The sequence below is a fragment of the Chthonomonas sp. genome (assembly GCA_016788115.1).
Classification (GTDB): domain Bacteria; phylum Armatimonadota; class Fimbriimonadia; order Fimbriimonadales; family Fimbriimonadaceae; genus UBA2391.
Genome location: JAEURR010000007.1, coordinates 16651 through 42685, shown reverse-complemented (window position 1 = coordinate 42685; position 26035 = coordinate 16651). Strand labels below are relative to the sequence as shown.

Annotated in this window: 23 protein-coding genes and 2 tRNA genes; 17 read left to right on the top strand and 8 right to left on the bottom strand. The window is 59.4% G+C overall.

Annotated features, from left to right (window positions below; genetic code table 11):
- Positions 1–12 precede the first annotated feature (12 nt).
- Positions 13–88 (top strand) — tRNA-Val (locus JNM85_07710).
- A gap of 74 nt (positions 89–162) precedes the next feature.
- Complete coding sequence (locus JNM85_07705; GenBank protein ID MBL8087937.1) at positions 163–1131, top strand: PEP-CTERM sorting domain-containing protein; 969 nt, start codon at positions 163–165, stop codon at positions 1129–1131.
- A gap of 1 nt (position 1132) precedes the next feature.
- Here JNM85_07705 and lepB read toward each other — a convergent pair whose 3' ends face one another.
- The 4 genes from lepB to JNM85_07685 are packed head-to-tail and all read right to left on the bottom strand — an operon-like array spanning position 1133 to position 3691.
- The gene (gene lepB, locus JNM85_07700) at positions 1133–2050 is read right to left on the bottom strand and encodes a signal peptidase I (protein MBL8087936.1); all 918 of its coding nucleotides are present in this window, start codon (positions 2048–2050) and stop codon (positions 1133–1135) included.
- A gap of 3 nt (positions 2051–2053) precedes the next feature.
- Positions 2054–2404, bottom strand: a complete 351-nt coding sequence (rplS, locus tag JNM85_07695; protein ID MBL8087935.1) for a 50S ribosomal protein L19 — start codon at positions 2402–2404, stop codon at positions 2054–2056.
- Positions 2405–2458: 54 nt separating this feature from the next.
- Entirely contained in the window at positions 2459–3172 is a 714-nt protein-coding gene (gene trmD / locus JNM85_07690) for a tRNA (guanosine(37)-N1)-methyltransferase TrmD (protein ID MBL8087934.1), read from the bottom strand.
- A gap of 3 nt (positions 3173–3175) precedes the next feature.
- On the bottom strand, positions 3176–3691 hold the full coding sequence (locus JNM85_07685; GenBank protein ID MBL8087933.1) for an LmeA family phospholipid-binding protein: 516 nt from the start codon (positions 3689–3691) through the stop codon (positions 3176–3178).
- 72 nt (positions 3692–3763) lie between these two features.
- Between JNM85_07685 and JNM85_07680 the strand changes: the two genes are divergently transcribed.
- The gene (locus JNM85_07680) at positions 3764–5218 is read left to right on the top strand and encodes a family 10 glycosylhydrolase (protein ID MBL8087932.1); all 1455 of its coding nucleotides are present in this window, start codon (positions 3764–3766) and stop codon (positions 5216–5218) included.
- On the top strand, positions 5218–6804 hold the full coding sequence (locus JNM85_07675; protein MBL8087931.1) for a family 10 glycosylhydrolase: 1587 nt from the start codon (positions 5218–5220) through the stop codon (positions 6802–6804). Before JNM85_07680 ends, JNM85_07675 begins: the two co-directional genes overlap by 1 nt.
- Here the strand turns inward: JNM85_07675 and trpE are convergent.
- Positions 6801–8273: an anthranilate synthase component I gene (gene trpE / locus JNM85_07670; GenBank protein ID MBL8087930.1), complete on the bottom strand. Its 1473-nt coding sequence runs from the start codon at positions 8271–8273 to the stop codon at positions 6801–6803. The two genes, JNM85_07675 and trpE, sit on opposite strands and share 4 nt — an antisense overlap.
- Before the next feature lie 44 nt (positions 8274–8317).
- On the opposite strand from trpE, the gene JNM85_07665 reads away from it, so the two are divergent.
- The 10 genes from JNM85_07665 (at position 8318) to JNM85_07620 (ending at position 19803) form a co-directional block, all read left to right on the top strand.
- Entirely contained in the window at positions 8318–8971 is a 654-nt protein-coding gene (locus JNM85_07665; GenBank protein MBL8087929.1) for a YggS family pyridoxal phosphate-dependent enzyme, read from the top strand.
- A 33-nt stretch (positions 8972–9004) separates the two neighbouring features.
- Complete coding sequence (locus tag JNM85_07660) at positions 9005–9412, top strand: cell division protein SepF (GenBank protein MBL8087928.1); 408 nt, start codon at positions 9005–9007, stop codon at positions 9410–9412.
- A gap of 162 nt (positions 9413–9574) precedes the next feature.
- Entirely contained in the window at positions 9575–10177 is a 603-nt protein-coding gene (gene leuD, locus JNM85_07655) for a 3-isopropylmalate dehydratase small subunit (GenBank protein ID MBL8087927.1), read from the top strand.
- Positions 10174–10791 carry a DUF192 domain-containing protein gene (locus JNM85_07650; protein ID MBL8087926.1) on the top strand — a complete coding sequence of 206 codons (618 nt, stop codon included), beginning with the start codon at positions 10174–10176 and terminating at the stop codon, positions 10789–10791. The genes leuD and JNM85_07650 overlap by 4 nt, the downstream gene beginning before the upstream one ends.
- A gap of 32 nt (positions 10792–10823) precedes the next feature.
- Positions 10824–11738, top strand: a complete 915-nt coding sequence (locus JNM85_07645; protein MBL8087925.1) for a hypothetical protein — start codon at positions 10824–10826, stop codon at positions 11736–11738.
- Positions 11739–11941: 203 nt separating this feature from the next.
- Positions 11942–13315: a hypothetical protein gene (locus JNM85_07640; GenBank protein MBL8087924.1), complete on the top strand. Its 1374-nt coding sequence runs from the start codon at positions 11942–11944 to the stop codon at positions 13313–13315.
- A 178-nt stretch (positions 13316–13493) separates the two neighbouring features.
- A complete protein-coding gene (locus JNM85_07635) occupies positions 13494–15026 on the top strand; it encodes a hypothetical protein (protein MBL8087923.1) in 1533 nt (510 codons plus the stop codon).
- Between the two features lie 191 nt (positions 15027–15217).
- Positions 15218–16732, top strand: coding sequence for a hypothetical protein (locus JNM85_07630; GenBank protein ID MBL8087922.1), 1515 nt, complete (start codon positions 15218–15220; stop codon positions 16730–16732).
- A gap of 150 nt (positions 16733–16882) precedes the next feature.
- The gene (locus JNM85_07625) at positions 16883–18277 is read left to right on the top strand and encodes a hypothetical protein (protein ID MBL8087921.1); all 1395 of its coding nucleotides are present in this window, start codon (positions 16883–16885) and stop codon (positions 18275–18277) included.
- 14 nt (positions 18278–18291) lie between these two features.
- A complete protein-coding gene (locus tag JNM85_07620; GenBank protein MBL8087920.1) occupies positions 18292–19803 on the top strand; it encodes a M28 family peptidase in 1512 nt (503 codons plus the stop codon).
- Here the strand turns inward: JNM85_07620 and JNM85_07615 are convergent.
- Positions 19800–20177, bottom strand: a complete 378-nt coding sequence (locus JNM85_07615) for a hypothetical protein (protein MBL8087919.1) — start codon at positions 20175–20177, stop codon at positions 19800–19802. The two genes, JNM85_07620 and JNM85_07615, sit on opposite strands and share 4 nt — an antisense overlap.
- Positions 20178–20225: 48 nt before the next feature.
- Here JNM85_07615 and JNM85_07610 point away from each other — a divergent pair.
- From JNM85_07610 to scpB, 3 genes are all read left to right on the top strand, one after another.
- Positions 20226–20301: transfer RNA gene (locus tag JNM85_07610), tRNA-Cys, on the top strand.
- A gap of 303 nt (positions 20302–20604) precedes the next feature.
- Positions 20605–21366 (top strand): segregation/condensation protein A, encoded by a 762-nt coding sequence (locus tag JNM85_07605; GenBank protein MBL8087918.1) that lies wholly within the window; start codon positions 20605–20607, stop codon positions 21364–21366.
- A 2-nt stretch (positions 21367–21368) separates the two neighbouring features.
- Positions 21369–21929: an SMC-Scp complex subunit ScpB gene (scpB, locus tag JNM85_07600; protein MBL8087917.1), complete on the top strand. Its 561-nt coding sequence runs from the start codon at positions 21369–21371 to the stop codon at positions 21927–21929.
- Here scpB and JNM85_07595 read toward each other — a convergent pair.
- Together JNM85_07595 and JNM85_07590 are read right to left on the bottom strand one after the other, a co-directional pair.
- Positions 21926–22924, bottom strand: coding sequence for a hypothetical protein (locus JNM85_07595; protein ID MBL8087916.1), 999 nt, complete (start codon positions 22922–22924; stop codon positions 21926–21928). The genes scpB and JNM85_07595 overlap by 4 nt on opposite strands.
- A 104-nt stretch (positions 22925–23028) precedes the next feature.
- Positions 23029–25869 carry a zinc-dependent metalloprotease gene (locus JNM85_07590; protein ID MBL8087915.1) on the bottom strand — a complete coding sequence of 947 codons (2841 nt, stop codon included), beginning with the start codon at positions 25867–25869 and terminating at the stop codon, positions 23029–23031.
- Positions 25870–26035 lie beyond the last annotated feature (166 nt).

The window sequence follows — 26035 nt, the reverse complement described above, 5'->3', positions numbered from 1 at the left end:
TATCGGCGCATCGGGCAGTTAGCTCAGTTGGTAGAGCGCCTCGCTTACACCGAGGATGTCGGGGGTTCGAGCCCCTCACTGCCCACCACTGCAACCCCACTGTTGACGGAAAACTCGCAAAATTCAGTCTTCAATTCGTCCAACTTGCCATAGAATAGGTTCATGTTTGGACGGCATTGGTTGATTGTTGGTTGTGTTGCGTTCGGTGCGGCTGGAGCGCATGCCTCGTACGAGATGCTCATCACGGCGAGTACGTCGGGGACTTTCTACCGGTACGACCTGGAGAACCGAATCTCGCTGGGTACGTTTTCAAACTTCCAGTGCAAGAACGTCACCTCGATGACTTCCATCGCGAGTGCCAACCGGACCTACGCCAGCGACTCGTTTGGCCGTATTCACCGCTTTAACCACTTCACCGGCGAGTATCTGGGCTCCTTTGCGTCTGGGAAGAGCGGGATCAAACAGCTAAGTCCGATGGCCAACGGGAATATCCTTGTGACCGACGCCACGACAATCGGTGTGTTCAACCCCACGACAGGAACGCTGGTTACTAATGTAGTCCTGGTTGCCGGCGATACCCCTGTTGGAGCAGTTCAACTTCCGGATTTGTCATTCGCCTCCTTCTCGTACATAGCGGGGCGTACCTACTATCGGAACCTCCATACTGCTTCCGGGCTTTTGAATATCTCGAGCCAGTTCCAGGTTGGCGTCTCAGCCGCAAACGAGTACGTTGGAGTGGGGCTCGACGGAAGTGACCTGATCGTATGGGGCAAGACCCAGTCCGCCTACGCGGCGGGATCTTTCAAGCGAGTTAGTTCAACCGTAGCACTGACAAGCTCCAACATCACTAGCAGCGCGCTCGGTTCCGATGAAGCGTTCATCAGTAGCAATTCCGCGCGGACTCACTCCGGGCGGTGGGTGAACGTTCAAGACTTCCAGAGCATCAGCTCTTCCGCTCGGGCGGTGTATTTCATCGAGCCGCAGACCAACACGGTCGAACTTGTCGGTGGATTCGGTTGGTCTGGCGGAAAGGTGGCGGGCGTCTCGACGATTCTGGCCCCCGAGCCAGGCACCTGGCTAGCCATGGGCGCGGGGCTTGTGCTGATCGCGCGACGCCGAAAGGCACGCTAACTTAGCGGACGAATCGCCAGCGGTTGAATGGGAACCAGATGCATTCGGCGCGACCGATGATGTCGTCGCGCTGAATGAGCCCCCAGAACCGGCTATCGAGTGAGCCGAAGCGGTTGTCGCCCATCATGAAGTAATAGCCAGGCGGGATCTTCATCGGCGGCAGTGAGCGGAGCTTGGCGGCTTCGTCTAAGGAGGTGGCCTGGTACTGCGGCGCAAACATCCCTTTATCATTGACCATCATGCCCGAAACGTTGACTGGGAACGGCTTGCCGTTGTACTCCACCAGCTTGAAATCGGGCCACATGACCGCGTCGATCCCCTCCGGCGTCAGTTCCTCAAACGTTGCTCCCTTCGAGTCGAGCGAGCGGCTGAAGAACTTGTACGGCTCTTCGACCTTCTGCCCGTTGCGGTAGAGGATGTTATTCTTGACTTCGATGGTGTCACCGGGCATGCCGATGAGCCGCTTGATGAAGTCGGTAGCATCGCGATCGCCATCTCCGACTGCGGCCTGTGGTGGCTTGAAGACGATGATGTCGCCGTGTTGGGGCTCGCTGTACCGGTAGATCATCTTGTTAGCGACGATGTAGTCGTGCACCAAGAGTGTCTTGACCATCGATCCGGATGGGATCACGAAGGTTTGGATCACGAACGGCCGGATCACGAGGAAGACGAAGATGCCCGCATAGATGATCGCATCGGTGATCTCGTTGATGATCGTGCCGAGACGGTGTCCCCCGCCGCGAAGGTACACCGGTACGGGCTTGAGCAGAATGAAGTGCGCCGCCAGCCGGATCACCGTACAGACGGCCATGAACATGACCACCACGCTCAGCTGTGTGCGAGCGACTTTATCGATGATTCCGAGTACTCCCTCTTGCTGAGGGATGGTCTGCTGAGCCAGCAGCAGCGAGAAGTTCACTGTTTAGCGCTTTTCCTTGATGCGTGCGTCCTTACCAACCTTATCGCGCAGGTAGTAAAGCTTGGCGCGTCGCACTCGGCCTCGTCGGGTCACTTCGAATTTTGCGACGAGCGGCGAGTGGAGCGGGAACGTTCGCTCGACACCCACGCCGTTGCTGATCTTGCGGAGGGTGATGTTCTCGGCGATGCCGCCGTTCTTGCGAGCAATGCAAACGCCTTCAAAAATCTGAATCCGCTCCTTGCCGCCTTCACGAACCTTGGTGTGGGCTCGAACAGTGTCGCCTGGGTTGATGGCGGGCAGGTCGCTCTTGATGTGCTGCTCGGCGACGCTTCGGAGTAGTAGCTGCTTAGACATGTCTTGAATCCTTGTGGTGCCCGATGTGGTCCAATAGCCGGGCGCGAACACAGATTATAGCAAATCCAAGTCATCGCGCGAAAGGGGCGCGGTCGAAAATAGATCGGGTCGCCGTTCGCGGGTCGTCCGAAGCTGCATTTGCCTGCGCCACCGGGCGATCTTGCCGTGATCGCCGCTGAGCAAGACCTCCGGTACGCGCATCCCTTCAAACTCCTCGGGCCGCGTGTACTGCGGTGCCGAGAGGAGCCCATCCGAGTGGGAGTCGGCGACGAGACTTTCTGCCGAGCCGAGCGCATTGGGAAGGGTTCGAACGACCGCGTCCGCGATCAAAAGGGCAGGGAGCTCTCCGCCGGTGAGAATGAAGTCGCCCATGCTGAAGACGTCGGTCGCGCACAGGTCAAGCACCCTCTGATCGATTCCCTCATAGTGGCCGCAGACGAACGTGATCGCCGAACTCTTGGCCAGTCGTAGGGCATCGGCCTGCCGAAACATCGTGCCACTGGGCTCGAAGAACACGATGCGCCGTCCTTCCGCCGAGGGAATGGAGCGGATGGCGGCCATCATTTCTGGCGCACGTAGGAGCATGCCCGGACCCCCGCCGAAGGGACGATCGTCAACCGTGCGGTGCGTGTCGGTTGCGAAGTCCCGCGGGTTCACGGTTCCGTATGCCACATCCCCCCGGCGAACGGCTCGCCCGACGATGCTTGTTTCCAGCACCGGGCCGATCATTTCAGGGAAGAGCGTCACGAAATCGAGTTGAAGCGGCATGGCTTAGCTCAGCTGGAACTCCCCGAACACACGCAATTCGCCTTCCGTACTCTCGGCGCGCAAGAGCCGGGTCGGTACCGGAAGGTCGCGGGCATCGAAAACGGGGTTGACCCGATCGACCTGACCTTCGACGAGTGTGGCGATGGGTCCGCCTGGGTCAATAGACTCCACTCGCACGAAAATCTGCTGCTCGTCGACGATCTCCAGTCGGCACATCGCCAACGCTTTGATCTCGAAAACGACCTTGGCGATGACCGCGACTTGGATTCGACCGCCCACGCACTGGACGTCGACTTGCCGTACCGCGGAGGGAAGTTGGGTAGAGAGGAATTCGCTGAGGGTGGCTTCTTTCACCCGCGCGGTGATCTGTCCGGGTTCGGGAGTCTCTGCGCTCACTGGGTTCGTCGATATCCGCATTCCTGCAGCATTTGCCTCAATCTGGTCCACGCGCAATCCATTCGGTAGCGTCAATTCAGTAAGATTCAGTGAAACGTGGCCGACGGCGATCGCGTTCTCCATTGGGTTGAACGATACCCGCCAGGCTGAAGGGAGCATAGAACGATGATGTTAGGGATTCTCGGAGGATTAGCCATGATGGTTTCGCAGACCCCGGAGCCAACGATCCCGCGCGAGTTTCGCGGAGTGTGGGTTGCTACGGTCGACAACATCGACTGGCCCACGAAGCGCGGCCTGAGCACAGCAGACCAAAAGGCCGAGTTGCTCAAGATCGTCGAGACCGCCTACAACCTCCGGCTCAACGCCATTGTCTTCCAGGTCCGCCCCAGCGCCGATGCCATGTACAAGTCCGCTCTAGAACCGTGGAGCATCTATTTGAACGGTGCCGACGGGAAGGCACCGAACCCAGCTTGGGATCCCCTTGAGTTCATCATCGCCGAATGCCACAAGCGGGGCATGGAGCTTCACGCCTGGTTCAACCCTTACCGCGCGTGGCATCCAGCCGCCAAGGCCGATCCGAGCGCCGGGCACATCGCCAAGATGCACCCCGAGGTAGTCCGCGACTACGGGACCTTCATGTGGATGGACCCGAGCGAGCCGTTCGTCCAGCAGCGCTCATACGACGTGATGATCGATGTGGTGAAGCGCTACGACGTCGACGGCATTCACATCGACGACTACTTCTATCCGTACCCTGTACGCGATGCGGACAAGAAGCTCGTGGACTTTCCCGACGCGAAAAACTTCGATGCGTACCAATCGAGTGGCGGCAAGCTCAACAAGGGTGACTGGCGTCGAAAGCAGGTGGACGACTTCATCCAGCGCCTGTACACAGGGATCCACAAGACCAAGCGTCACGTGCAGTTTGGGATCAGCCCGTTTGGTATCTATCGACCAGGGGTTCCCGAAGGCACCTCGGCAGGGATTGACCAGTACGACGCGCTCTACGCAGACTGTCTCAAGTGGCTTCAGAACGGCTGGATGGACTACATGACCCCGCAGTTGTACTGGCCCATCGGTCAGAAGCTGCAGAGCTACCCGGTGCTGCTGAAATGGTGGTTGGAGAACAATACCAAGGGACGTCACCTGATTCCAGGTAATTATACTGGGCAAATCGGATCCGATGCGAGTTGGCCCGTCTCAGAGATCGAGAACCAGATTGATCTCACCCGTAAGGCTGGGGCCGAAGGGAACATCCACTTCAGCATGAAGGTTTTCACGCGCAACGCAAAGGGCGTGAACGATGCCCTCAGGTCCGGCAAGTACGCAGACCGAGCCTTGCCTCCGGCATCGCCGTGGCTGAGCGGCGGGGCGGTACCTGCGCCGGTGGGCGTGAATGGGCGTGTTAACGCGGACGGCTCGATCACGATCAAGTACGGCACGCCGCGGATCGCTGGTCTGAAATCGTTGGTTTTGGTGGAGACGAAGGACGGACGGGACAGAATTCTGGGTGTTGTCCCCGCCTCCTCACCGGAATTGACCGTGCAAAGGCTAGGTTCCCCGAAAGTTGACGTACAATCACTTCGAGTCGCACTGACAGACCGAGCCAATGTGCTCGGCCCGTGGGTGCGTGTTTCTTGGAAAGACTGATGATCAAGCGCGCTTTTGCATTGCTCTCGGTTGCCGCCGCAACCGCTGTTTCGTCGTGGGCCCAGTCCGGGACCTCGAAGAACAACGACAGCGTGTTTCAGTCTTCGACCAATGTGATGCCCACCTTCAGCCGCGAAATGCGGGGCATGTGGGTCACCACCGTTTTCAACCTCGACTGGCCTTCGAACACGACGCGAACAACCGCGCAGCAGCAGCAGGAGGCGATCGACATGCTCGACATGTGCGCGGCCATGAATGTGAACACGGTCTGCGTCCAGGTTCGTAGCCAAGCCGACTCGCTGTACTCCAGCACGATCGAACCTTGGGGGCCCATGCTGCGGGGCACGTTTGGGACCGCGCCCAACCCACTGTACGATCCGTTGACCTATTGGATCACCCAGGCCAAGGCCCGCGGTATTCAGGTGTATGCGTGGATCAACCCTTACCGCGCGCTCAGCAGCAGCACCTCCACCACGCCAGCCAACCACATCTCGAAGAAGGCCGGATACACGGACCTCTACCCGACGAGTGCCACTGCGAACTCAGTTTGGATCGATCCGAGCGGTCCGGGTGCGCAGCAAACGAAGGACGTCATCAACGATGTCGTCACGCGGTACGACATCGATGGAGTGATCTTCGACGACTACTTCTATCCGTACCCCTACAACAGCGTGGACTACCCAGACTCCGACGCCTACGCGGCGTACCAAGGCGCGGGTGGGACCCTTTCCAAGAAAGAGTGGCGGATCAAAAACGTCAACGATCTTGTCCAGTCAGTCAATCTGTCGATCAAGCAGATCAAGCCCCACATGAAGTTCGGGATTTCACCGTTCGGCATCTATCGCAGCAGCAACGGCATCACCGGGGACGGTCGTCCGCGCATGCCATCGCCCGTGATCGGCCTGAACGCCGTGGATGAGTTGTACGCCGACTCTTTAAAGTGGATGCAGAGCGGCTGGATTGATTTCATTGCCCCGCAAATCTACTGGTCGATTGGCAGCACCAACCAGCCTCACGGCACGATCATGAACTGGTGGGTTCAGCAGAACACCGCCGGGCGTCACGTGTACGTGGCCAATGCTGCGAGCAGTGTAGCCTCGGGCTCATGGAGCGTGACCGAGTTGGTCAACCAGATTAACCTGGCGCGTTCGAACGCTGGCGTCACGGGCAACATCCACTACCGAATCTCCTCGGTCCAAGACACGGCGACGCTTCGCAACGAGTTCACCAACAACACGTACAAGGAGCCTGCTTTGATCCCGGCGTACACCTGGATCGATGGCGTTCCGCCTTTGCCGCCATTGGTATCCCTCACGCAAAACACCGGCCTCGGCACACAGACAATCGCCTGGACCCCGTTCGGCAGCGAAGCCGCCAACTGGTACACGGTGGCTTATCTGGTTGGGACGACCTGGACCAAGCGGATCGTCCCCGCAACCACCACGAGCATTCTTCTTCCGCTGAAGAGTTCGGGGAAAGCCCTCCGCGCCTTTGGTGTTGCGAGTGTGGATCGGGCTGGCAACTCCAGCACCTGGTCGCAGCGCATCCTTGATCCGACCGTGATCGGTACGTCGATCCGCGACTAAGCAAACAACTCGCCGGTGTGGGCCATCTCAATCGCTCGCAAAGCGGCTCGGGCTTTGTTGCACGATTCGTTGTACTCGTAGGTGGTGTCGGAGTCCACAACGACGCCGCCACCCGCTTGCACGTACGCCTTGCCGTTCTTGAGTAGGACCGTGCGCAGCGCAATCGCGGTATCCAAGTCCCCCGTTGCGGAGATGTAGCCGACCGCGCCTGCGTAAAGCCCGCGCCGGGTGGGTTCGAGCTCTTCGATCACCTGCATGGCGCGAATCTTGGGAGCTCCGGAGACGGTGCCAGCCGGAAAGGTCGCGCGGATGAGGTCGAAAGCGTCGAGATCGGGCCGCAGGGTCCCGGTAACTTCGCTGACGATGTGCATCACGTGGCTGTAGCGCTCGACCACCATGAGCTCGCCGACCTTGACGCTGCCGTATTCGCACACCCGGCCCAGATCGTTCCTCCCGAGGTCCACGAGCATCACGTGCTCAGCGCGCTCCTTCTCGTCCGCGAGGAGTTCCTCCGCAAGGCGTTGGTCCTCGGCCGCGTCGGCTCCGCGCCAGCGGGTACCAGCAATCGGTCGTACTCGGGCCACCCGGCCCTCAAGGCCGACCTGCAACTCGGGTGATGCGCCGACGACATCGAAATCGCCGAACCGGTAGATGAACATATACGGCGAGGGGTTGAGACTGCGCAGGCATCGGTATAGCGTGACCGGGTGTGCCTGGTTGGATGTTTCGAAACGCTGGCTTGGGACCATCTGGACGCCGTCTCCTTGCGAGATGTACTCAATCGCGCGGGACACATTGGCCTCGAATTGAGCCTGAGTCATGTTCGCGGTCACCGGCGCAGCGGTTGTGCTTAGGCTGGGAAGCGGTGGAGGGGTCGATGAGATTCTTGCCTTGGTCGCTTCGATCCTAGCGATGGCGATATCGTATCCACCTGGCGTTGGGTCGGCAAGGACAATGATGCGCAAAAGGTTCTTGGCGTGGTCGAAGGCGACGACTTCGTCGCACAGCATCATTGCCATGTCGTCCATTTGCAAGTCGTCCACCGTACTGTCGCCGATCTCTTCGAGATAGCGGATGAAGTCGTACGCTAGGAACCCAACTGCGCCGCCGATCAGCTTCGGGAGTCCTTCCATTGCCACGGCAGGGGGTGGCATCGCGTGCGCAAGCGCGTGAAGCGGGTCCTGCCCCAGCTCCAGCGCCGTAGTGACCGAACTCGTCGGGGTTTTGGTAGTCAGTTGGCCGTTCTTGCTGCGAAGGACCGACTTCGGACGCGCGCCAATGAACGAGTAGCGCGCGACTTGCTCGCCGCCTGTGACGCTCTCCAAGAGAAAACTGTGAATGGCATCGTGCGCGAGTTTCCAGTAGGTGCTGAGCGGCGTTTCCATGTCGGCTAGCATGTCGGCCACGATAGGAATGGGCCGATTCTGTGCGCTTAGCTCCAGGAACTTCTCGCGGTTTGGGGTGACCATCTCCGTCGATTATGGCGGACAGGGGCGTCGGTACACTGGCTCAAGTGGACGCATCGGCACGACTGGATGAGATTCGTGGACGCACGCGGCGAGCGGCGTTGCGTGCGGGTCGCGACTCCGATGAAGTCACTCTCATCGCGGTCAGCAAGACGTTTCCAGCCGAAGCGATCTTAGAGCTTTACCGGGCTGGGCAACGCGACTTCGGGGAGAGTAGGTTGCAGGAGTGGGAGCAGAAGCGTGCGGCTTTACCGACCGACATTCGGTGGCATTTTGTGGGTCATCTGCAATCGAACAAGGCGCGGCGAATCGCGGACGGCGCCTCGGTTATTCACTCCTTGGGAAGCGAATCTGCGCTCGTGGAACTGGAAAAACGCGAAACCAAATGCGATGTTTTGATCGAAGTTAACGTAGCAAGTGAGCCGCAAAAATCAGGCATTTTTCCGGAGGCCCTTGACAGGTTCATCGATAAGGTCCTAGAATGCAATGAAGTCTGTCTGAAGGGATTGATGACCATCGGACCCTCCACGCGGACTGCGGAGGAATCTCGACCGTGGTTTCGGTTGATGAATGTGCTCAGGGAAGGGCACCCGCAGTTGCAGTGGCTAAGCATGGGGATGAGTCAAGACTTTGAGGTGGCGATCGAAGAAGGTTCGACGCACATCAGAGTGGGGTCAGCACTTTTCGGCCGGCGCCCTTGAGCAATCAAGGTCCAAGGATGGAGGAAGCAACACATGGAAGAGTTGGAACTGCATGAGCGACCGGGCTTTTTTGGCCGACTGCGCGAGAAACTGATGGGCGAAGAGCCAATCGAAGACGTCGCAGAAATGGATCTCGCTCCTCGACGCATCGCCCTGCACACGAACTACAAATACGCTGTGACTGTGCGTCGCCAGATCATCTCTTTCCAAGATGCCGTAGCCGCCGCGGATGGTCTCAAGCGCGGCGAGCAGCAAGTGCTGAATCTGACGGCGGCCGATACCGCTTTGCGCGAGAAAATTAAGGACTTTATGTGCGGCGTGAACTATGCCGAGGAAGGGACCTGGGAAGAGTTGGGCGACAACATTTTCTTGCTATGCCCACCCCACGCGACAGTCGAGGTCGCACCGGCGTCGCCCCGAATGGCAGCGGTCCGAAACTAAGTTTCATTCGAGTACCTCTCTCTGACACCAAAAAAACGCCTCGCCCATTGGGCGAGGCTTCATTGTTTTTCAGCGTAGTGGATGGAATGGAGAAGAGGCCGAACTGGGGAGTGTAGGCGCCTCTGGGCGGGGAGCCAGCAACAACCGTGCCACAATGAACTTATGAGCGGGTTTAGCACGCACACGGGCACCTTGGCAGTCCTGCCTGGTGATCATGTCGACACCGACCGAATCATTCCGGCCCGATTCCTCAGCAAAGTCTCGAAGGCGGGCTACGGCGAACTGGCGTTTGCGGACGTGCGGGGCGGGGACTTCGCCTTGGACCAGCCCGAGGCGCTGGGAGCATCGATCCTCGTGGTTGGCACCAACTTCGGCTGCGGATCCTCCCGCGAGCACGCCGTCTGGGCGATCCAGCAGGCGGGGTTCAGTGTGATCATCGCCCGTACGACCTCCGAGACCGCTGGCTACAGCGACATCTTCCGTCAGAACGCAGCCAATTGCGGCTTGCTGTTGCTTGAGCTCGACGAATCGCCACATGCAAAGTTCGTTGCAGCAGGCTCAGGCGCAACCTCGACCGTGGACCTTGAGAATTGCAGGATTGAGCTTGGGAGCGAGACCATCCCCTTCCGGGTCTTGGAGGCGACACGACTACAGATCATTCGCGGATTGGACCTCATTGGTACGACGCTGGAACATGGTGCCGCTATCGATGCGTTTGAGAAGAACATGGTGACTTTTGTCCCCGCTAAGGAATCGCTCGTATGAAATTTTTGTTGCCTTTCGTCGTCGCCGTTCTGGCCTCCGGTTGTCAGACTGAGCCCGAGATTGCGCCTGTCGCGGCGAAACCCGAGCCCGCTGCGAAAACAACTGAACCCGCACCTGCGCCCCCAGTCGCGATCAAGCAAGAGAAACCCGCCACTCCCCCGGCGACCACCACCAAGTCCGGGCGACGGGTTGTCACCGAACGCATCTTCCAGATGGACGACTTGGAAACGGTGAAGGTGAAGCTCGCTGGCAAGACGTTCACCGCATTCGTCACCGACACCGAAATGAAGATGGCGGAAGGCATGATGTACCTCAAGGACTCGGACGTGAAGGATACGGAGTGCTTCATCTTCGTGTTTCCCGAGCCGCAAGATCTAGGATTCTGGATGCGCAACACGCTCATCGACCTCGATATCGCCTACATCAAGGAGGATAAGACGATTCGAACGATCCGCACGATGAAGGCGCACGATGAGACCTCTGTTCGGTCGAATGGAGAGGTGCTCTATGCCATCGAATTCAAAGCCGGGACGCTCAAAAAGATAGGGGCAAAGGTCGGCATGCCGGTCGAGATCCCGGCTTCCGTCCGCTTCAAAGGTCCAAACCAGCAGTGATGGACCCAGCTCATGTGTAAACTGCACGCCTGATGGAAATCATCCCCTACGGTGGGTGGTCCCGATGTGCTCGGCTCGTTTCGGGCGACGTCGATGCGGTCGTCACGCTCGAAGTGGGTCCACGCGTTATCCGGTTTGGCCGGGTCGGAGGCCCTAATGAGTTTGTGGAGTACGAGCGGCATCGCGGAATGACGGGCGGTGATCAGTATCGCAGCTACGGGGGGCACCGGCTGTGGGTCGCGCCCGAGCGGGCGTCCGTGACCTATGAGCCGGACAATGAGCCGGTTGAGATCCTCGAAGAAGACGGTTGGACTTCGTTCCGCGCACCGGTCGGGCCGGTGGGAATCCAGAAGACCCTTTCCATTCGGCCGATCGACTCGCTCGACGGGTTCACCATCCGCCACGCGCTGCTCAATTCAACGTGCGAGAGCGTCAAGCTCGCTCCTTGGGGTGTGACCGTCATGGCCCCGGGGGGAGAGTGCATCTTCCCGCAGGCTCCGCCCCGTCCGCATACCGAAGCGCTTCTTCCAGCCAGGCCGCTGGTGATGTGGCATTACACCAAAATGCAGGATCCGCGCTGGACGTGGGGTGACCGGGTGGTCCGGCTACGCCACAACATCGAGGGCGACAATCAGAAGGTTGGCGCATGTGTAAGCCAAGGATACGCAGCCTATGCCAACAATGAGAACCTCTTCCTAAAGCGATTTGCCTACCACGACGACGCGAACTACCCCGATTTCGGGAGTAACTTCGAGACGTTCACTCGGACGGACATGCTCGAAATTGAGTCGCTGGGTGGACTGGTGACTCTCGCACCGGGCGAGTCAACCGTCCACTGGGAATCGTGGTACTTGATCCCGGATGTGGTGCCTCCGCGTGACGATTCGGAGTGCTACGAGTGGCTAGAAGAGCTCGTAAGTTCGCACGGCTTGATCACGTACGAGTGAACGTTAGTGAACCTTTTGGTCGGGACCGTAGTCTGCTTACGTAGGGCGAACCCGGTAATTCGCGCATAGTCCCCTGCACACCGGTCTAGTAAACTGGAGTGACTCGAGTTTGTATTATGATGAAGGGAAGAATTTCTTACGTTGGCGCGAGCCTTATCGCGTGCGGGTTGATCGCAAGTGCAAGCTCTGCGTTCGCACAAGGGATGCGATTCCCGTTGGCCGATGTGCCCGTGAAGTCGCTCAAATCCTCGGTCGCAAGCGCGGTTGCACCCCTCTACGCGAGTGGCCGAATCGGCCAGTGGAGTCAAATCGAGTCTACTCCGAACGTGAAGAACGCCCCGAACCTCGTCATGGCCTGGGACTCCATGAGCACCAGCCCGACCACGCTTGCTGCATTCACCCAGGGCGTCTACGGCGCACATCCGGGACCGAAGCGGATCAACAACGACTCGTATCGTGAGTACCTGTGGGTCAACGACGCGAACTTTGTGCCTTCGACCCTGGGACGATTTGGGCGCTACCTAAAGCTTGGGGTCTATGTGAATCCAAATGGTGGGACGACTGGCGCCGGTACGGCCGACTACATTTTTAAGATCTCCACCGCTGCCAAGTTCGATGACACGGGTAATGGCCCCGCCGCCGACCATGAGCTGACCGGCATTGCCGCGCGATTCAATGGCCTCGCTGCGGGTAACCACATCTTAACCATCGACCTGGCGAGCACGGCAACCTCGGTCCCCATTCCACGACAGAACGGTGCTCTGCGCATCGAAGTGGGGAAGCCAGACGGGGTGGGGCAGTACACGAAGCTCGTCTTCCCTTCATCGATCCAGCCACTGCTGAGCAATATGCTCTCGCCCGGCGAGCCGCTCTTCCCGGGTACGAACACTTCGAGCTCGAGTAGCTGGCAGTGGGACGACGACGGCGACGTGGCCTTCGGCTTCGGCAGTCCGGATTATGTGCTCCAAGACTTCACGAATACGGCCTCGGAAGCGTTTCCATTTGCCGAGCAGTACGACTACACGGATGCCACGCGCGGCATATTGCAGTGTGCAGCCGCGATCTTTGTCGATACGAACGTGACGACCATCTCGGGCCAGCTCTCGTTCTCCGGGCTTGTAGCCTCTGCCGCGAAGCCAAGTTCTGCGATCTTCCAAGTCAAATCAGTTGCAACGGGGCAGGTCATCAGCACTCAGACGGTCGGTGTGAGTTCGGCCGGTGCTTACACGATCATGGACCCCCAGCAGGGCACCGGGGGCAACTACGTGGTCTACGTAAAGGCTTCACACTGGCTGCAAAAATCGTTCACAGCCAATACCACTGGCGGTTTGAACGTTTCGGGCCGCAATGCGGTGCTCACCAATGGCGATTGCAACCACGACAACATGGTCGATCTGTTTGATTATCTGGTCATGAGCGGCGTCTACGAACTCGATTCGAGCGTTCCTGGCTGGGACTATCCGGCAGAAAGCGGGGTTCGCACCGCGGACGGGGACTTGAATGGCGACTTGATCGTCGACTTCTTCGATTACCTCATCCTCAGTTCAAACTATGAGCTTGAGGGCGACACCCCGTAATGATGCTGGGTTCAAGAATCTAGTCCGAGAAAATTGTACGAAAACCTCTTGGCATTAGGTTCCGGCTGTGATAGGATAACCCAAGCTTAAACGCGCTGCCTGGTCAATGACGAACTGGGGGTCGCGGAGGCTGCGGGTGGCCTTGAACCTGTAACGTCTCTTGGAGGACTTAGATTCAATGATTCTTTCGTACAAGCATGCAACTCTGACGATCGCAGCCCTGGCGGTTGCGGCGTCTTCGTTCGCTCGTCCGACGACCCCGCTGGTCGTCGCCGATACGAGCAAGATGATCAACTACTCGGCTGAAGCCGCGGCGCGAGTCGTCAACGGTAAGATTGTGGGCCCGATCATTCCACTCACCAGCAACCCGTTGGCAAAGGACGCACCTGTCTTCACTGAGATCTACAACAACGCTCAGTTGAACCCAGCAGTGTTCCCAGCTAGCATTTCGCGGTCGTACAAGTTCGCTCCGGGCGGCGTCGCACCTGCCGGTTACCCGGCCTCGCCTCCGCTGTTCACCTATGGCACGTCGGCCTACCAGAACTGCTTCGCCATGGACGACGTCAATGCGATGACTGGCATGGCAGGCAAGCCGATCCGCGGCTTCTGGACTGCTTACCGGTACACCCCTGGCCTAGGTGACGGTGACGCAACCGACACGACCCGCTGGAACCTGATTCTGCTCATCTCCTCGACGAATGACGTTGACCTGACCGGCAACGGTCCATCATTCGTTTCGGAGAACGATGGCGTCGCGCTGTTCTACAGCATCACGACCTTTGGTGGATTCTACGGACTCCGAAGCGATCTGTCGGCCAGCGGTCTGCAGCTCAACATGCCTGCGAACGGTGGCGGTCTGGCAATGACGGCTTTCACCTTTGATGGCCCGTCTTCAGCACCGACGAACGTTCGAGAGATTAGTGCCACAGGTATTGCATACCCAGCCTGGACGTTCAACTTCAGCGCCACTGGCGGCACGAACCCGGTCGGTACCAATACCGCCAGCTCGGCCAAGCCAGCGTGGGAAGATGACACCGAATCGACCTGGGACGGCGTGGTTGCCAACTACGTCAACCGATCGGACTATCAGCACGATGATCTGTTCACCACGCAGTCACTGGGCGCGAATGCATGGGCTGAGATCTATGTCTCGCCTCTGACTTCGGCTCCGTACGCCGGTACCGACCTTGTGCACTGCTGGACCGTTTTCGGTGACAGCAACCTGCGCACGATCAAGGGAACTGTCAAGCTGACTGGTATGGTCGATCCGGCTTTGGCGCTCATTCCTGAGTTCTCGACCGGAGTCCAGGTGAATGCTAAGGCTGACGACCGAACAGTGCCGTTGGTGCACGTGAGCGGCGACGTCTACTCGTACGAGTTGGTCGACCTGACCCCGACTGGCGCAGGTGGCGTTCGCGACCTCTCGTTCAAGGTTCCTGGCTTCCTTCGACGCAACATCTCGGTGAACACCACCGGTGGTAGCGTGACGAATGCAAACGTGGTCCTTCCGAACGGCGAAGCCAACGACGACACGACGGTCGACTTCTTCGACTATCTGATCGTCTCGGCAGGGTACGAGTCCGCGTTTCCGGACACCGCGTACATTGACAACTTCACGGCTGACTTCACCCGCGACGGGACGATCGACTTCTTCGACTTCCTGTTGCTGAACGACAGCTACGAGTTGGAAGACGATCCCGAGCTTCCGTAAGGAAACCTGGGTTATCCAAGGAACCCGCGCCACTCTGTGGCGCGGGTTCTTCCTTTTGTTCTGGAGATTTCTTGCTCCATTTCGGATTTTCCGTTGTAAGATAGACCACAGTCACAGACTGCTTTTTCTTCTATTGCTTCAGAACGTCGATTACAGAACGGGTCCCGCAAAGAAATTTGGAGGACTTTGTTTTGAACAACACAAATACGCTTACTCGAGGGTTCGCCCTCACTGCACTCGCTCTCTTCGGCGTTTCTGCATTCGCCCGCCCTGTGCGGACGGAAGTGGACTCGTCCAAGCTCACTCCGCGCCAAGCCTCTGCTGTCGCCGCGTACAAGCATGGTCGGATTTCTGGCGCAGCCCAGGAACTGGCCAATCAGGGATTCTGGCGTGATGCGCCAGTCTTCGTGGACCTGTACAACGGCGCAGGAGTCAACGCCAACACGTTGACGACAAATCCGTTCCCGACGTACAAGTACGCCCCGGGTGGCGTCGCTCCATCGGGCTGGCCGACGAACGTGCCTCTGACGTTGTTCACGGGCTATCAGAACGCCTTCTCGATGGACGACATGCGATTGCCAGCCGCGGCGGCCGGTCAACCGGTTCGCGCTCTTTGGCTCGCAGCCCGCTGGGCTCCAGGCTCAGGCGACTCGAACAATCTGGCCATCGTCATCTCTTCGGAGAATGTCGTGGACATCACGGGAGTAGGCCCGAACTCGCTCTCAACGAATGAAAGCGTCGCGCTCTTCTACGACGGTCTTGCAGCTGGAGGATACGCTCTGAGCAGCAACCTCACGACGTCGAGCTTGCAGTTCAACATGCCGGACACGGGCGGCGGTATGTCGCTCACCTTCCTCACTTACGATGGATCGGGCGCGAGCCGCACGAACTTCCGTGAAGTGTCATCCACCGCAGGCATCGCGGTCGGCTACCAGCTGAACTGGAGCACCACCGGTGATCTGCCGGTTGGTACCAACCCCGCGGGCAGCGACAATGACGCGTGGGAAGACGTTGTGGATGCGACTTGGGACGGAGTCGGTGCCAACTTCGTGAACGACTCGGACTACCAGCACGACGACTTCTTTACGACGGACGCCTTGGGCGATAACTCTTGGTCTGAACTCGTTCCGAACGATGCGAGCCTCATTCTCTCGAATCCGGGAGTCCGTGCTGGGACCCAACTTCACCATGCGATGAGCTTTTGGGCAGACACCAATGCACGTGTGATCTCGGGCACGGTGAAGCTGACCGGCATGGTTGATCCTTCGGTAGCGCTCATCCCTGAGCCCGCTGCAGTCATCCAGTTCGACGCGAAGGCGGATGATCGCGCCGTGCCTCTTGTCCACGTCTCGGGCGATACCTACAAGTACTACCTCGTTGACAAGACACAGACTGGAGCAGGCGGCGTTCGCAACCTCTCGGTCAAAGTTCCAGGCTTCCTTCGACGCAACCTGACGGTGAATACTACCGCCGGCAGCGTGACGAATGCGAACCTGGTCCTTCCGAACGGCGAAGCCAACGACGACACGACGGTCGACTTCTTCGACTATCTGATCGTCTCGGCAGGGTACGAGTCGGCGTTCCCGGATGCCGCCTACATTGACAACTTCACGGCTGACTTCACCCGCGACGGGACGATCGACTTCTTCGACTTCCTGTTGCTGAACGACAGCTACGAGTTGGAAGACGATCCCGAGCTTCCGTAAAGATACTTGGTTCGTACTGGAATGCCCCGCGGCGTTGGCCGCCGCGGGGTTTCTTTCTTGTTCCCAGGGCTTTTTCGTGATAGAGTAAGTAACGCTGTGCGGGGCGATTTGTCATGCCTTGCCAGACGGCAGAGGGGAGTCGAAGTCAAAATGAGAGTGAAATACGGGATCGCATTGCTGGCGGTGCTTTGTAGCGCCTATGCTGCCGCGAGCGACAAGAGCTTCCGGTCAATTACGCCAGATGCCTACGCGGTGCTGGATTTGAACGGGAACCCGGTCGGTGGCTGGAATCCCATGCCCGCCGCTGCGCAGGGCCAACGTGACGCCGTCACCTTTGCTGCCGCGTACGATGCGACGCACGCGAATCTTGGCAGTTTGCCCAACCCATCGGCTCTCTTTTCATCGGTTTATGGCGGGTCGGTCCCTGCCGACCTGGAGGCCGACACCTACCGTGCGTACCGCTATGCCGACGATATGACCCTGGCATCGGGTACGCAGTTCAAGGTCGCCTCTGCCGCCTCCTTCTTTGGGTTATGGAATCCTGCCGGAACTCCGACGGCGTCCGGGATGAAGGACCTGGTGGTCACCGTCACAACCTATCTGGGTGCTGGGACCAGCTCAGCCGGTCCGTTTGCTTCGCAACCCCTGACGTCGATCGCATTGGTCTACCGTAACCTCACCGCGGGGTTCATTTCGGGCGTCATTGACCTTTCGCAAGTCAGTCAAGGCTGGGCGCTTCCTGGAGTCGGTGGCGCAGTGGAACTGTCCGTCGCAACGACGGTCAGTTCTAGCACGGTTGTTCCGCTGACGACCGAGAGTTTCCAGCTTGCACTCGTTCCCATGAGATCGCCGGGTGATCCGGTGTATCCGGGCACGAATCCCTCGAAGAGCAGCAAGTGGGCGTGGATCGATTCGAGCAAGGCCAGCTCGGGGCTGAGCGTGAACGCGCCAGATTACATCTTCCAGGACCTGACCAACACTGCGGGTGGCCCCTTCACCTATTCGGAGCGAGTCGATCTGGACCGGTCGTCTTCGGCAGACGGCATCTATCATCCGGCGATCGGGCTCTTTGTCGATACCTCAGGACGGACCGTTTCAGGCAAGCTGAACTTCGGCCCGATCGCTCCCGGCACGGCCCCCAAGACGGTGACGGTGACCCTCAAGCGGTTCTTCACCGTGCATGATGCCGTGGCAACCGTCCAGGCGGACGGCAGCTTTGTCGTGAAGGACATTACCCCCGGCGCTCCCGGTGGTCCAAGCACGTTCTCGGTGAAGGTGGACACCTGGCTCCGGAAGAACGTTGCCTACTCAACGTCTGCTGGTTCGGTCAACCTAGGCACGATCGATCTTACAAACGGCGACTGCAATGGGGACGACAACGTCGACTTCTTCGACTACCTGATCTTGAGCGGGGCGTACGAAACCAGCTCGGGTGGCCCAGGCTACATCGCGGGAGCTGACCTGAACCGGGACGGCGAAGTCGACTTCTTCGACTACCTGTTGCTTTCGGATTCGTACGAGAAGTCGGGCGACCCCGTACTTTGATGTAAAGTAGCGGGATGAGGCTTCGACGCTGGCTTTCGTCTTGTGCACTCCTGTGCGCGGCCCAAGTGTGGGCTCAGGGAGATCCGGGGACCATCAAGGTCATTCTCAGCGAGGGGATGGATCGTAACCAAGCGGCCGTCCTTCTGAAGGAGCTCTCCTACGACATTGGCCCGCGCCTCACTGGCTCGAAAAACCTGGCCCGCGGTCAGCAATGGGCGATGCAGAAGCTGCGCAGCTGGGGTTGGCAAAACGTGCGCCTGGAGAAGTGGGGGGAGGTCCCTTTTGGCTTCGACCGCGGACCGTCTTCGTTTGGCCGAATGAACCAACCGGTGCGGTGGGACCTCATGTTCAGCAGCGCCGCCTGGATGCCCGGCACTGACGGCCCGCGCAAAGCCCTGACGGCCATCCAACCGAAGTCCATGGCCGAGTTTGAGCTCCGCAAGGACCAGCTGAAGGGGAAGTGGATTCTCATGGAGACGGCGGCGACGATGCGCGGCTCCCGGCCGCTGGTACCGCTGACGCCAGAGCTTCGCACCAAGAACCCTGCGCTCGCTGCGCTTGAGGACGTCGAAGCGGCACTGGACAAGCTCGGCATTGCTGGCAAGGTCTTCGGCGGGGCGGACAAACAGAACTGGGTGCACACGAGTGGTTCGTGGGCACCATTGGTCGCTGGCAACGCCCCGAAGGACACGCGCGTCAACATCCGATTCGGAGACTTCCGGTGGATCCGACGCATGACCGAGGCCGGCCGTCCGGTGGAGCTCGAGTTCAACCTCGATCAGTACATTGGGACCAAGCCCGTGCCCCAGTACAATCTGGTGGCCGATTGGCCCGGCAGTTCGAAGGCGGACGAATGGGTGATGTTTGGGGGGCACTTCGACAGCTGGGACGGCCCGGGATCGCAGGGGACCAGCGACAATGGAACCGGCTCGAGCGTGAGCCTGGAGGCTGCGCGCCTGATCGCGATGGCCAAAGCGAAGCCCGTCCGGTCGATGCGGATCATCCTCTGGAGCGGGGAAGAGCAGGGCCTGTATGGCAGCGCCGCCGATGCAAAGAAGTGGGATCGGCAGAAGCTTGTGGCCGTCTTCAACGAGGATTCGGGTTCGAACTACCAGTCCTCGCTCAGCGTGATGCCTGCTTGGAGGCCCATCATCGAGCGCGCCCTGTCGGACTACGCCAAGGCGTTTCCGGAGCAGCCCATTGTGGTGAGCGACGCGGGCGGTCAGTGGATGCGAGGCGGGGGAAGTGACCACGCTTCCTACTTGGCCCAGGGGATCCCCGCGTTCGCGTGGGGCAAGACTGGTCCACAGACGTACCGGTTCATCTGGCACACGGCTAACGACCGCTATACGAACGCATTCCTTCCCGGATTGAGGCAGATGTCGGTGAATACGGCTCTGCTGGCTTACAACGTGGCTTGTGCCCCCGAGAAGCTGTGGAGGCCAGAGAAGTGGCCCCTACCGGCTGAGCCGGCTCCACGCTCCGGCGGCATCGCGCCTGAGGACGAGCACGATCACGAGCACTAGTCGGGAAAGTGGCCAGCTTGGATGACCTGTACTGCCCCGTAGATCTGGGTCATGTACCGGTCGAACATCGCCGTCGCTTGCGTCGCATCTGCATAAAATGCTTCGCACGTGACGCACAGCACGTCCGCTTGCACCCATAGCTTCACGCATTTGACCTTCATGTTGAGCTCCTCTAGGAGCTCGTGCGACGCCGCAGGCTGGTCCTTGTCCCACACGTGGTAAAAGCTCAGCTTGAAGTAGCTCGCATCGTCTGGCTCCGGGTGTAAGACGAAGACATTCTCATCGACGGTGAACCGAATCTCGCCACCCGGCAGGCTCTCGGGTGAGAACTGCCGTTCGGTGAGGAATGCTAGCCAGACTTCAGCTTTAGACATGTGCGTGCCCTGACGATACCCGACCCAATGCGGTATAACTGGGCTCCTGGCGCCGTACCCAAGTGGTTAAGGGGAAGGTCTGCAAAACCTTTATCCAGCGGTTCGAATCCGCTCGGCGCCTCCAAAAGTTTGTTCCTTTCAAGAGCTGGTCCGATTTCGGATCAGCTTTCTTTTTTGTCTGCGTCGATGCAGCACAGGCGTAATTTTGGATAATAACTTGCACTTAGTCGTGTGGATGCACATCTCAAAGTACAAGTCTTGCAAGGGCGCAGAGCGCTCAGATCTAGCGTCATGAAACAACGAGCTAACATGTCGCTTGTCCAGCAAGCTGCATGAATAGATACTGAAACCTATACACTCTAACGTGCACATCGGGCGCAATTTTCCCGCGCTACAAGGCCCGTGCGGATCGTCTTTACAGAACAACGTGAGTTCTGAATCCACCCACATCCAAAAGCTGACTCGGCTGGGATTTGCTTCCGAGCCGCCGATAACGGTCGAGTGCGAAGCGTTTTCCGGGTCGCTGGGCATGCTGCTGAATAGCGTGCGGAACCAGCGGGTGGACCTGCTGGGTGTCCCGCTACTCCCGATATGTGAGGCGTACTTCTCTTACCTCCTGGGTCGGGCCGATCACGATCAAGATTTGGAGGAGGCGGGGTCTGCGCTCGTCGCTCTGAGCTTCCTGGTGGAGCGGAAGGCGTGGCGACTGATCCCGGTGCCAACTTTGGCCACTGAGGATCTGGAAGAGGGATCGGACTTCGAATACGAAGCAAGCGTGCATGAATATGCAGACGCAGTCGAGTGCCTGAGCCTCTGGTATCAGGATCGCGAGCAGCGGTTCTTCCGCACGGGCGGCGATGAAACGCTCTACGAGGTCCCGTACGAAATGGGTGCGGTCACGGCAGGCGATCTGTCGCGCGCGCTTGAGCGGCTGCTTAAGCGCGCGGTCCCCGAGCGCCCGGAGATCCTCAACAAGCCTCGGCGGTCGCTTGCCCAGCAAATGGTCGAGGTGGCCAAGGTCCTCCCCAAGGAGTTCAGGCCTCTGGACGAGATCGTCGTCGGCGAGTTCACCCGGACCGAGGCCGTGTGGTGGTTCTTGGCGCTGCTTGAGCTGATTCGTCTGGGCCAGGCGCGAGTCCAACTGCTGGGCGAGGACGTGCTGTTCGCGGCCGGGGAGTTGCCCTCCTGAACTTGGTGGAGAAGGTTGAGGCGATCCTCTTCGTCTCGGACAAGCCCGCAAGCCTGAGCGCGCTGTGCGAGGCGATCGGCGCGGCTGAGCCGCAAGTGCGGGAGGCGGTCGATCAGCTCAGTGCGCGGCTTCGATCCTCTGGTTCACTGCAGGTCGTCCAGATCGCGGGTGGATTTCAGCTTTGCACCAAGCCCGAGTTCGCAGAACTCGTCGCGACGTACCTCAAGCCGCAGAAACAGCGGCTCTCCAGGAGCATCATGGAGGTGCTCGCGATCGTGGCCTATCAGCAGCCGATCACTTTGGCCGAGATCGAGGCGGTCCGCGGCCTCCACAGCGACTACGGGTTGAGACAGCTCCTGGAGCGGAGGCTCGTCCGAGAAGTGGGGCGTAGGCAAAGTCCCGGTCGGCCGGTGCTGTACGGAACCACGCAGCAGTTCCTGCACCAGTTCAACATGCAGGCACTTGATGACTTGCCGATCCTGCAACTGAGCGTAGGGAAGAGTCATCCGGGCGAGCTCCCCGCGCCAAAGCCCAACGAACCGCCTGCTTTGCCAGGGCTCTAGTCGATCGCGGATCGCTCGTCTTCGAAGACGGGGTCTGCTACATGATCGATATCTTCATTCGCGACGTCCCGGGCCATATGCCGACAGTAGATCGCCAAGGTGGGCTCGGGGTCCGATTCGGCTGCAAGCTGTAGCTTAGTGACGATTCTGTCGCGCCAGGCGGGGAGCCATTCCGCCAGATGGAAGCTGGCATGATAGGCGGCGCGGCGTCCGATCCGGTCGGAAGAGTCAAAACACTCCAACAGGGCTGCTGCTGCGTCCTCGGTACAGATATGGCCGCCCAAGACGACGCCTGCTTTGTAGATGGAGCGGCAAATGTCGTCGGTGGCATCCAGGATCAAATTCCGCACGGCCAAGACGGCTTCACGTTGAACGTCGACCGTGCCGCAGAAACTGGGGAGGTCCTCGAACAAGTCGAGCACTTGCCAGTGGGCCGCGCGACGATAGGGGTGCGTTCGGTTCTTGAGAATCTCTATCAGGCAGGAACCGAAAAGGTGGGTGCTGGCGTGGGTCTCGATGACGACCGCAGCTTCGCGGCCAATGTCTCGGTTGGCGGCGAAGAGGAGTTTGATTAGGTCGAGCGGTTTCAGTTCGCTTATCGACCCGCAGTATCGTCCAGGCATACCGAGCAGAGTGGCGATTTGGCGCTGGCGGGAGAAGAGCGGCTGTGCCGCGTTTCTCAGACTCGTGAGCACCGCCGCCCGGCTTTCGCCCTTCGCCTCGTGCCAAAGTCGCTCGACGCGACCGAAGACGCCCTGGCTGGTGTGCGCAAACCGAACTGTGAATGGCTCGCCGTCAAAGTCCGCGATCACCGCATCGACGAATTGGTCGCCGTGCACATGGTAATCCAGGCTCACGGGGCGCGGTGGCCAATGGAACTCCACCCGGTGGCCCATATCGACCGCCTCAGAGGTCCCAAGTCGTTCGACTTCTCGGTCGATCCAGACCTGGAGCTCTTCGCGCAAAGCTTCGGCGGACTGCTGGTGGGTCACCATCTTGATGTACGGTTGATCGTACCCGGGCGTTCGACTCCCGGCCGATCAAAGACGCGGGGAGCTCGCCGATGGCAAGCTCCCCGCGTTGATTGAGCGAGACGTCCTTACGGGCGACCGAACAGCGAGTTCAGGTCGAAACCGCCGCCACCACCGGCGCCGAAGTTACCCTCGACGCGGACGCGGTTCTGGTACCGAACGATTAGATCGGCCAGAGCGCGGAGATGCGTTCGTGTCGCATCGTCTTGCTTGCGAGCGGTCGCCGCGGCATTGAATCGATCGCGCAGTCGCGTGACCGAAGTCGCAGCGATGTTGCGCAGATCGGACGACAGATTATCGTTGACTGCCTGGTCGAGCAGGGCCTGGACGACGAACTCTTGTAAGTCGCGTCGCACCGGCTGAATCTCAACGTTGGTGCCCACTTCCTCAAACACCTTGGCCAAGATCTGGCCGTAGTGCTCTTGCAGCGTGTATGGGGCGGTCGATCGCGTTTTGAACTCATTCTCCAAGATCATCTCGGCGGTGCCGTTGGACATTAGTCCGCCGGCGAGACCGATGAGCTGACCTGAGATCATGCTTCGAAGCGGCATTGTATTCGAGTGACCCGCTCCCGTCTCGTAGCTCAGATTCATCGATTGTAGAACCGCTTCAGGTACGTCAATCGACTTCATAGAGAGCGCCTCGCGCAGGATCGTTTGCATCGCGGAGCGCTGCAGATTTGCGTCCACGGGACGCAAGGTGTTGCGACCGATGGGGTCCGTGGAGAACGCGCGACTCGCCTGAACACCTCCGATGAACGGGGTCAATGCGGCCGCCGAGCGGAACGTCCGGGTGACCGAACTGATCAAGAGCCGGTTGCGAAGATCGAGACTCTCACCTGGCTTGGGCAGTTTGGTGAGGGCGTAGCGTCGGAGGTTCTTGGCGATTTGGAACTCGGATGCGGAATAGGCCACCGGGTCTCGACCAAGGTCCCAACGTCGAACGAACGGGTCTGGACCGTCCGCGTCTTCATCGGACATGAACTCAAGGCCGCGCTTGGCGGCGTTGCTCGCCAGTCGCTTCAACTGGGGCAATTCCGACTCAGGCGAACTGGCCATGATGTCGCGGTAACCATACTCGATGGCTAGGTAGTCGTAGATGCCAGGCCCTTCGTCGTAGAAGATGCCGGAACCACGGAGCAGCGCCTGGTTGTTCACCGGTGTGTAGTCCATGAGCGACGCGGCTACGCCTTGTGAGCGCACCAGCTGATCATCGGTCAGGTCTGCGGCGGCGAGATTGGTCGAGGCCACGAAGTTGTGTCGAAGACCCAAACAGTGGCCCATCTCATGGGCGGTTACGTTGGTGACGAACTGCTTGATGTACTCGTCCTTGGCGATCTTGCCGCCAGCCGAGGCATCCAGCGCGGCGAGGTCGTAGCTGACCCGCCTGCCCGCTTCTGAACCGTAGTTGCAACCGAATTGATCCCAACCGAACTTGGCGGCAGCTTTGCGGAAGAGATCCTCAGCTGGGTTCTTCAGCTTGAACATGTAGTTGAAGGCATCGGTACCCGAGATCGGAGCGTGATCGTGGGCGGCAGTGCCGCAGTCGTTGACCATGTACCGAGCCAACTGGCGTGCGCGACCCGCGGGAATGAAGTCCCGGTCGTACTCGTTAGTGCCGAAGATGACGAACGATGCGTCGAAGTTGATGGACGCGTTGCGAATCTCGCTCGTGAATGGGTCGGAGCGGAAGAGCGCGATCGCGCCATCGAATCCGTTGGTGATCGTCCAGCGGTAGACGTTGAATCGGCCGTCTGCGTGGTCGTAGTTCTCGTCTGCCGGAGCGTCGATGACCTGAATCGCATTCTTGTAACCGAGCTTTTCCAGCGGCCCGTTCCAAGAGAGGATGCCCTGCTTGGCGGCGTCGCGATACTCCGCGGGGACGGTGCTGTCGATGACCCAGACCATCGGGCGATTGGGCTCGCTGAGCTTCTCCGAAGGGTTCTTCTTTCCGCCAAAGTTCCATCGCGTGATGTATCGCGTATCCTGGTCGTCGGATACGTACTTGCGATCAAGGTCTCGGAAGTTCGTGGTGAAGTAACCGATGCGCGGATCCGAGATGCGCGGCTGGTAACCGGTGTCTTTAGGCCAGTACATCGTGAAGGTCACCTTGATGGGTGCGCTTCGGCTCTCCTCAAGGTTATTGCCCCCCATACCGAGCATCGCGAGCAGCTCGAAGATGCCTCCTCCTCCGCCGCCTCGTGCACCGATGTAGTGCTGGGCCATTCGGACGCTAGTCGCATCCTTGTCGGCCACGATCTTATCGATGCCGGTCTTCTCACGGTCGAGCGCGAACGGCGACCCGAGCGCCATCTGCATCATCTCACCCAATCGCACCAGGTCCCCAGTGAATAGCGAGGACGCGTTCACCAGCATGCGCTTGGCTTCGGGGTCCGTCTGCTCGATGCGCAGCTCGGCTACGATGGCCTCGGGAAATGCGTTCTTGCTCGCGTTCGCCCAGGGCGAGGAGTCGGACCACCGGAACTTGGTGTTCGGGCGGACCAAGTGAATTCGGTCGTCGCCAAACTTTCGAAACTGGAAGACATCAATGTCGTTGATGGGCAGACCGAACTGCGCCGCCGTGCTTCCGCCCGTGTTGAACGAAGCCTGGAAGTAGATGTTTTTGTTCAGCGCCGATTCGGGGATCTCCAGAAGGATGTCCTTCTTTTTGACGTAGAGGGCGAACGCACCGTCGTACTTCGGCAAATCCTTGATCGCCTTCTCGTACTCGGCGGTCTTCGGGTCCTTCTTCTTCTCGTCGGGCTTTTTCTCCTCAGGCTTCTTGGCCTCGGGAGCCTTCGCATCGGCGGGTGGCTTTGCGCCAGCAGCGGGCGCGGTCTGGGCGAATGCCGGCTCGACCGCGATGGTCAAGGCAGCGACTAAGGCAAGCAATGAGAGTCGGCTTTTCAATGGAACAGATCTCCTCGATTAATGGCCCGTTTGGGAATGTTCCAGTTTAGCCAGTTCGCAGGCCTTGGACACAAGCGATCCGCACGAGACATCGCGATGCCATAAGAACGTGGGCACACCCCCGCAAGATTCCCTTAAGTGCAAATCTGGGCCAAATTTCGGGGGC

Coding starts and splice junctions, on each gene's coding strand:
- JNM85_07645 (MBL8087925.1), top strand. CDS start 10,824: ATGGAAATCATCCCCTACGGTGGGTGGTCCCGATGTGCTCGGCTCGTT.
- JNM85_07660 (MBL8087928.1), top strand. CDS start 9,005: ATGGAAGAGTTGGAACTGCATGAGCGACCGGGCTTTTTTGGCCGACTG.
- JNM85_07635 (MBL8087923.1), top strand. CDS start 13,494: ATGATTCTTTCGTACAAGCATGCAACTCTGACGATCGCAGCCCTGGCG.
- JNM85_07625 (MBL8087921.1), top strand. CDS start 16,883: ATGAGAGTGAAATACGGGATCGCATTGCTGGCGGTGCTTTGTAGCGCC.
- JNM85_07675 (MBL8087931.1), top strand. CDS start 5,218: ATGATCAAGCGCGCTTTTGCATTGCTCTCGGTTGCCGCCGCAACCGCT.
- JNM85_07595 (MBL8087916.1), bottom strand. CDS start 22,924: ATGGTGACCCACCAGCAGTCCGCCGAAGCTTTGCGCGAAGAGCTCCAG.
- leuD (MBL8087927.1), top strand. CDS start 9,575: ATGAGCGGGTTTAGCACGCACACGGGCACCTTGGCAGTCCTGCCTGGT.
- trpE (MBL8087930.1), bottom strand. CDS start 8,273: ATGGTCACCCCAAACCGCGAGAAGTTCCTGGAGCTAAGCGCACAGAAT.
- JNM85_07640 (MBL8087924.1), top strand. CDS start 11,942: ATGCGATTCCCGTTGGCCGATGTGCCCGTGAAGTCGCTCAAATCCTCG.
- JNM85_07685 (MBL8087933.1), bottom strand. CDS start 3,691: ATGGAGAACGCGATCGCCGTCGGCCACGTTTCACTGAATCTTACTGAA.
- JNM85_07680 (MBL8087932.1), top strand. CDS start 3,764: ATGATGGTTTCGCAGACCCCGGAGCCAACGATCCCGCGCGAGTTTCGC.
- rplS (MBL8087935.1), bottom strand. CDS start 2,404: ATGTCTAAGCAGCTACTACTCCGAAGCGTCGCCGAGCAGCACATCAAG.
- trmD (MBL8087934.1), bottom strand. CDS start 3,172: ATGCCGCTTCAACTCGATTTCGTGACGCTCTTCCCTGAAATGATCGGC.
- JNM85_07650 (MBL8087926.1), top strand. CDS start 10,174: ATGAAATTTTTGTTGCCTTTCGTCGTCGCCGTTCTGGCCTCCGGTTGT.
- JNM85_07705 (MBL8087937.1), top strand. CDS start 163: ATGTTTGGACGGCATTGGTTGATTGTTGGTTGTGTTGCGTTCGGTGCG.
- JNM85_07615 (MBL8087919.1), bottom strand. CDS start 20,177: ATGTCTAAAGCTGAAGTCTGGCTAGCATTCCTCACCGAACGGCAGTTC.
- JNM85_07620 (MBL8087920.1), top strand. CDS start 18,292: ATGAGGCTTCGACGCTGGCTTTCGTCTTGTGCACTCCTGTGCGCGGCC.